A 6,599-nucleotide genomic window follows, 5' to 3' on the forward strand; every position below is an offset into this window, starting at 1 on the left:
GGGGGGTGTCGGGAGGTGGTTGGCTAAGCGCGGGGCAGCCGGGGGAGGCGCGTGCCGGCGATTACTGCCCGAGGTAGGCCTTTTTGATGTCGGCGTTTTCCCGCAAGGCTGCGGCCGTATCTTCCAGCACCACGGCACCCGTCTCCATGACGTAGGCCCGGTCGGCGAGCTTGAGCGCCATGTTGGCGTTTTGCTCAACCAGCAGGATGGTCACGCCGCTCTCTTCGTTGACGTTGCGGATGATGCGAAAGATATGCTGGGAAATCATGGGCGAAAGCCCCAGCGACGGTTCGTCCAGAAGCAGCATCTTGGGCCGGCCCATAAAGGCCCGGGCAATGGCCAGCATCTGCTGCTCGCCACCCGACAGCGTGCCGCCGTGCTGCTTTCGCCGCTCAAATAAAACCGGAAAAAGCCGAAAGACCATACCCAGGTCAGCGGCGATGCCATCGGCGTCGCGGCGCAAAAACGCGCCCATGTCGAGGTTTTCCTGCACGGTCAGGCGCGGGAAAATGCGTCGGCCTTCAGGCACCTGGCACAGGCCCAAGGCGGGGAGTTCGTCGGCGCGCTTATCAAGAATGGACGCGCCCTGGTAGCGCACGTCGCCCTTGCTCGCCCGCACGATGCCGCAGATGGTCATGAGCGTGGTGGATTTGCCCGCGCCGTTGGCTCCGATGATGGTGACGATTTCGCCTTCGCCAACGTGCAACGACACGTCGCGAAGGGCCTGGATGCGGCCGTAATGGGCGCACACGCCCTCAAGTTCCAAAATCGCGGCCACAGGCTACTCCGTATCGTCGCTGCGTTTGCCAAGGCGCGCCGCCGGCCACAGGCCGGCCGGGCGCACCAGCATCATAAAGGCCATGGCCCCGCCAAAGGCCAGCATGCGGTACAATTCAAATCCCCGAAACATTTCCGGCAGGGCGACCAGGGCCAGCGCGCCCAGGATAACGCCGGGAATCGAACCCATGCCGCCCAGCACCACCATGGCCAGCACCATGGCCGACTCGATGAAGGTGAAGCTCTCGGGGCTGACAAAGCGCATGCGGGCCGCAAAAAAAGCCCCGGCCAGACCGCCGAAGACAGCACCCAGGGCGTAGGCCAAAAGCTTGAAGCGAAAGGTGTCCACGCCCATAAGCTCAGCCGCGGTCTCGTCCTCGCGGATGGCCTCAAAGGCCCGGCCGATGCGGGAAAAATTGATGCGATACACGGCAATGATGGTAAAAACGGCCAGGGCCAGGATGATATAATAGAGGTATTCGAGCTTGCGGATGACCAGATATTCAAAAGAAAAGGAGCCATCGACCAACTGCGGCAGATAGATGCCCGGGGATTTGATGCCGAGCAGGCCGTTGGGTCCGCCGGTCAGCGCCATCCAGTTGTTAATCACAATGCGCACGATTTCGCCAAAGCCCAAGGTGACAATGGCCAGATAGTCGCCACGCATACGCAGGGTCGGATAGCCGATCAGGCAGCCGGCAATGGCGGCCAGGGCAGCGCAGATGGGCAGGCACACCCAAAACGGCAGGCTGTAGTGGATCGAAAGCAGGGCGTAGGTGTAGGCCCCCACACCATAAAAAGCGATGTAGCCCAGATCGAGCAGCCCGCACAGCCCGACGACCACGTTAAGCCCCAGGCCCAGGCAAATGTAGACCAGGACATTTATGGCCACGTCCTGGGCATAGCGGTTGGTGAGCACGGGGTAGCTCAAGGCAAAGACGGCCAGGGGCAGGAGCAGCATCCAGCGCGGGGCGCGGGCGAGCGTGTTGCCAACGGCGTCGCGGGCGGCGGCCAGCGGCTTTAAGGCCGCGTCCAATCGGCCGGCCTTGCCCAGGCGGTAAAGGGCAAAGCAGAGGGTCGCGCCAAGGGCCACCCGCAGCCAGACGGCCGTGGTTTCGGCAAAATGCAGCGCACCGTCGCGGATGCCCAAAAGCGGCCACAGGAGCAGATAAAACCAAGCCAGGCCCAGGCCGAAATACTGCCAGGATTTCCTAGACCCGCGTGTCATCGACGTTTTCTCCCATGATGCCGGTGGGCATGAAATAAAGCACCCCGATAAGGATGACAAAGGCAAAGACGTCCTTGTACTCGCCGCCGTGGGGGATGTAGGCGGCGGCCAGAATCTCCACCATGCCAATAATAAGCCCGCCGATCATGGCTCCGGTGATGTTGCCGATGCCACCCAGGACGGCGGCGGCAAAGGCCTTGATGCCGGGGACAAAGCCCATGTCGTAGCGCACCGAGCCGTAGTACAGGCCCACCATGATGCCGGCGGCGGCAGCCAGGGCCGCGCCGATGGCAAAGGTGGTGCTGATGACCTTGTCGGAGTGGATGCCGACCAGGGCGGACATGACCTTGTCCTGGGAGGTGGCCCGCATGGCCTTGCCGATGCGGGTCTTAAAGACCAGGGCGTTGAGCAGGACAAGGAGCAAGCCGGTGACGGCCAGGATGCCGATTTGCATGAAGCTGACGCGAACGCCGAGCCACTCGAAACCGCCGTGGGTAAATTCCGTGGGATAGGCCTTGTCGTAGACGCCCTGGGTCAGCATGAGGCCGTTTTGCAGGAAAATCGACATGCCCAGGGCCGAGAGCAGCACGGACAGGCGCGAGGAGGAACGCAGCGGCTTGTACGCCACCTTTTCCACGGCCATGGCCAGCATGGCGCAGTAGCCCATGGCCAGGATCAGGGCAAAGGCCAGGCCGAACCAGGGATGGTTGTCCATGACGCCCTGGGAGGCCATGTAGCTTAAAAGAATGACGCCGAGGTAGCCGCCGGCGGCAAAAATTTCGCCGTGGGCGAAGTTGATAAGCGAGATGATGCCATAGACCATGGTGTAGCCAAGGGCCACCAGGGCATAGACGCCGCCAAGGGTCAGACCATTTATGAGCTGCTGGAAAAGATAATCCATGGATCGGTGCCGCCGGGTGGGGGGAGGCCGCCCTCCCCCCTGCTGTACGAAGCGTTTCTAGTATTTTTTGCCGGTCTGGGGATCCCAGAAGTTGGCGAACTGGCCGTCTTTGACCACACGGATGATGTAGTTGGAGCCGGACTCGCCGTTAGCCTGGAACTTGATCTTCTTGGACGCGCCCTGCATCTCGGTTTTGATCAGTTCGGCCTTGATCTTGGCCGGATCGGTGCTCTTGGTGGCCTTTATGGCGGAGAGCAGCGAATAGGCGGCGTCGTAGGCGTAGGCCGAATAGGCACCGGGCTTGCCGAACTTCTCGTAGGCGGCCATGAACTTCTTATACGACGGGGTGGACTCGTCGATGTAGCCAAAGGTCAGATACATGCCTTCGGCGGCGTCCTTGGCGATTTCCATGAGCTGGGGATGGTAGACCGCATCCTGGCCGATGATGGCGGCGGTGACGCCGGTGCGCTTGGCCTGGATGAGCATGAGGGCACCGGAGGCGGAGTTTTGCAGGCTCATGTACAGGACATCGGGCTTGGCGTCCTTGATCTTGGTCAGAACGGCCGAGAAGTCCTTGTCGCCCTGGTTGACGTGGTCATGGGCGATGACCTTAAGGCCTTCCTTGGCGGCCAGCTTCTCGACGTTGTCGGCCAGACCCTGGGAATAGGTGGTCTTGTCGTCCACGATGAAAATGGTTTTGGCTCCCAGCACGTCCTTGATGAACTTCATGGCGGCGATGGACTGGTCGTCGTCGCGGCCGCAGACGCGAAACATGTAGGGCAGGCCGCGCTCGGTGACCTTTTCCGAGGTGGAGGCCGGGGTCAGCATGGGGATGTCGGCTTCGGCCAGGGCTTCCGAGGCCGGGATGGTGGCCGAGGAGCAATACGCGCCGACGACGCCGACGACTTTCTCGTTGACCAGCTTGTTGGCAGCGGCCACAGCCTGGCGCGGATCGCAGGCGCTGTCTTCAGCAAACAGCTCGATCTTGTCAAAGCCGGGGATGCCGCCGTCCTTTTCAATGGCGGCGATGGCGGCCCGGGTACCGTTGGCAATGTCGTTGCCATCGGCGGCGTAGGAGCCGGTGAGCGGGCTTAAGCTTCCGATCTTGAGGGTGGCGGCCGAGGCCGTGCCGGCCGTCAGGCACAGGGCGACGAGGGCGAGGATGATGCTTCTGGCTTTCATGTTCCGCAAACCTCCTGTCTTCATGGTCTCGCCGCTGCCGCCGCGAAGTTGCGGCCAGTGCGGGCGTTTTCGCGGCACGGTTGTCTAATCGACTTCGGAACCGAGATAAGCCTCGATAACCGCCGGATTGGACCGGACTTCTTCGGGCGTGCCCTGGCAGATGCACACGCCGTGATCAAGGACCACCACCCGGTGGCTGACGTTCATGACCACGCTCATGTCGTGCTCGACCAGGAGCACGTTGACGCCGCTGGCAGCGATACGCTGGATCATTGCCATGAGTTCGCGGCTTTCCGACGGATTGAGGCCGGCGGCCGGTTCGTCGAGCAGGATGGTTTTGGGGTCGGACCCCAGCGCCCGGGCGATTTCCAGGCGACGCTGCAAGCCGTAGGGCAGATTTTTGGCCACGGCATGGGCGAACTCGCCAAGGCCGGCAAAGCTCAGGGCGGCCATGGCCCGATCCCGCACGTCGCGCTCCTCGGTGCGTTGCCGCCGGGTGCGCAGGATCGCGCCGACGACGCCGGCGCGGCTGCGGCAATGCCGGGCCACCATGACGTTTTCAAGGGCCGTCATGGCGGTAAACAAGCGAATATTTTGGAACGTGCGGGCAATACCCCGGGCCAGGATGTGGTGGGGGCGCAGCCCCGAGATGGTCTGGCCGTCGTAGCTCACCGCGCCGCCGGAAATGCGGTAGACGCCGGTGATGACGTTAAAGATCGTGGTTTTGCCGGCCCCGTTGGGGCCAATGAGACTGACGATCTCGCCGGGGCGCAGATCGAAATTGACTTCCGTGAGGGCTTGGAGCCCGCCGAAGTGGACGCTGACGTCGGAAAGACACAAGTGGGCCATGGGACTGACCCTATACGAAAAAATCAGCGGAAAAAAAAGCGGAATTTTCAGGGCTTCCGGCAGGTTAAAACCCAGGCGGCGCAGGCGCTGCCCAATCGGCGAAAAAGGGAAAGACCACTGATTTATTTGACAAAAAAACTCTCAAAGAAGGCCGGGCCGGCCGGCTGCCGCCCCTTTTGGACGTTTGCGCAGCCGGCCGACGTTGCAACGGTTTTTCCCGCCGCCCCAGGCCAATATTCGGTTTTTGTCAAAAAGAGCATTCGAAACGTCGGCTAGACCCGGGCCAATTCCTGGGCCAAAGCCTCGGCAAACGCCTTGAGATCCTCCTGCGTAATGACCAGCGGCGGCAGCAGACGCAGCACCGTGTCCTGGGTCAGGTTGAGCACAAAGCCCGCGTCGAGCAGCGCCTTCCAGACAGCCGCGCCCGGGAAGGTCAGCTCGATGCCAAGCATCAGCCCCATGCCGCGCACATCGGCGATCTTGTCCGGGAAGCGGTCTTTGAGTTCGCCAAAAAGCGCCAAGGCGAAATCGCCCATGCGCTCGGCCCGCTCGGCAATCTTGTCGCGGTGCATGATCTCGATGGTTTTGAGGGCCGCCGAGGCCACCAGCGCCCCGCCGCCAAAGGTGGTGGCATGGGAGCCGGGCACAAAGCCGGCCGCCACAGCGTCGGCGGCCAGCACCGCGCCCATGGGCAGCCCGTTGGCCAAGGCCTTGGAACAGGTGAACACATCCGGGGTCAGGCCGTAATTTTGGAAAGCCCAGAACTTGCCCGTGCGGCACATGCCGGTCTGGACCTCATCGATCATAAAAAGCACATCGCGCTCGCGGCAAAGCTGCGCCACGGCGTCGAGATACTCCGGTGCAAAGGGCTTCACGCCGCCCTCGCCCTGGATGCACTCCAGGAGCACCGCCGCCGTGCGCTCGCTGATAACAGCGCGCAGGGCCTCGATGTCGCCGGCCGCAACGGTGATAAAACCCTCGGGCAGCGGATCAAAGCCGAATTTGATCTTGTCCTGGCCGGTGGCCGTCAGCGTGGCCAGGGTGCGGCCGTGAAATGATTGGGTGAGCGTCACAATCTCATAGGCGTCGCGGTTTTTCACCGTACGCATATAGCGCCGGGCCAGCTTGATGGCCCCTTCATTGGCTTCGGCCCCGGAGTTGCAAAAAAAGACCTTGCCCATGTGGCAGGTGGCCAAAAGGGCTTCGGCCAGTTCCACCTGCTCGCGCTGGTAAAACACATTGCTCACATGCACCAGTTCGCGGGCCTTGGCAGCAATGACGTCGGCCACTTCAGGCTGGCAATGGCCCAGATTGCACACGGCAATGCCGGCCAGCAGATCGGTATATTCGCGGCCGTCGAGATCGCGCATGCGGCAGCCGTCGGCCGAGGCCACGGCCAACGGATACCGGCCATAGGTGCTCATGACGGATGCCTGCTCCCGCGCCCGCAGCGCGTCGAACGCTTCACTCATCGCGATTCTCCTTTATGGTGGATGGATAGTGAGATCCTGGGGGAGGGAACCCCTTTTTGGAAAAAAGGGGTTCCCTCCCCCAGACCCCCACCTTCCACAAAAACTTTTAACGGGGTGGGGCGTGCCCCCGCAGCAACTCCCAAATTCGACCGGCAACACGTATATTCGCCCGAAGGGCGAGGCCCTGTGG

6 protein-coding genes are annotated in these 6,599 nt (G+C 62.3%); all 6 read right to left on the reverse strand.

What is annotated here, in order from left to right; all coding sequences use genetic code 11:
- Positions 1-61 precede the first annotated feature (61 nt).
- A complete protein-coding gene (locus GTA51_RS11625; RefSeq protein WP_160961275.1) occupies positions 62-778 on the reverse strand; it encodes an ATP-binding cassette domain-containing protein in 717 nt (238 codons plus the stop codon).
- A gap of 3 nt (positions 779-781) precedes the next feature.
- Positions 782-2,005 carry an ABC transporter permease subunit gene (locus GTA51_RS11630; RefSeq protein ID WP_160961276.1) on the reverse strand — a complete coding sequence of 408 codons (1,224 nt, stop codon included), beginning with the start codon at positions 2,003-2,005 and terminating at the stop codon, positions 782-784.
- Positions 1,989-2,906 (reverse strand): branched-chain amino acid ABC transporter permease, encoded by a 918-nt coding sequence (locus GTA51_RS11635; RefSeq protein WP_160961278.1) that lies wholly within the window; start codon positions 2,904-2,906, stop codon positions 1,989-1,991. The genes GTA51_RS11630 and GTA51_RS11635 overlap by 17 nt, the downstream gene beginning before the upstream one ends.
- Before the next feature lie 57 nt (positions 2,907-2,963).
- Complete coding sequence (locus GTA51_RS11640; RefSeq protein WP_160961279.1) at positions 2,964-4,088, reverse strand: branched-chain amino acid ABC transporter substrate-binding protein; 1,125 nt, start codon at positions 4,086-4,088, stop codon at positions 2,964-2,966.
- An 84-nt stretch (positions 4,089-4,172) separates the two neighbouring features.
- Entirely contained in the window at positions 4,173-4,937 is a 765-nt protein-coding gene (locus GTA51_RS11645) for an ABC transporter ATP-binding protein (RefSeq protein ID WP_160961281.1), read from the reverse strand.
- A gap of 272 nt (positions 4,938-5,209) precedes the next feature.
- Positions 5,210-6,409 (reverse strand): aspartate aminotransferase family protein, encoded by a 1,200-nt coding sequence (locus GTA51_RS11650; RefSeq protein WP_160961283.1) that lies wholly within the window; start codon positions 6,407-6,409, stop codon positions 5,210-5,212.
- Positions 6,410-6,599 lie beyond the last annotated feature (190 nt).

Origin of the sequence: Solidesulfovibrio aerotolerans (assembly GCF_009856865.1) — a bacterium.
In the GTDB taxonomy this organism is placed as follows: Bacteria; Desulfobacterota; Desulfovibrionia; order Desulfovibrionales; family Desulfovibrionaceae; genus Solidesulfovibrio; species Solidesulfovibrio aerotolerans.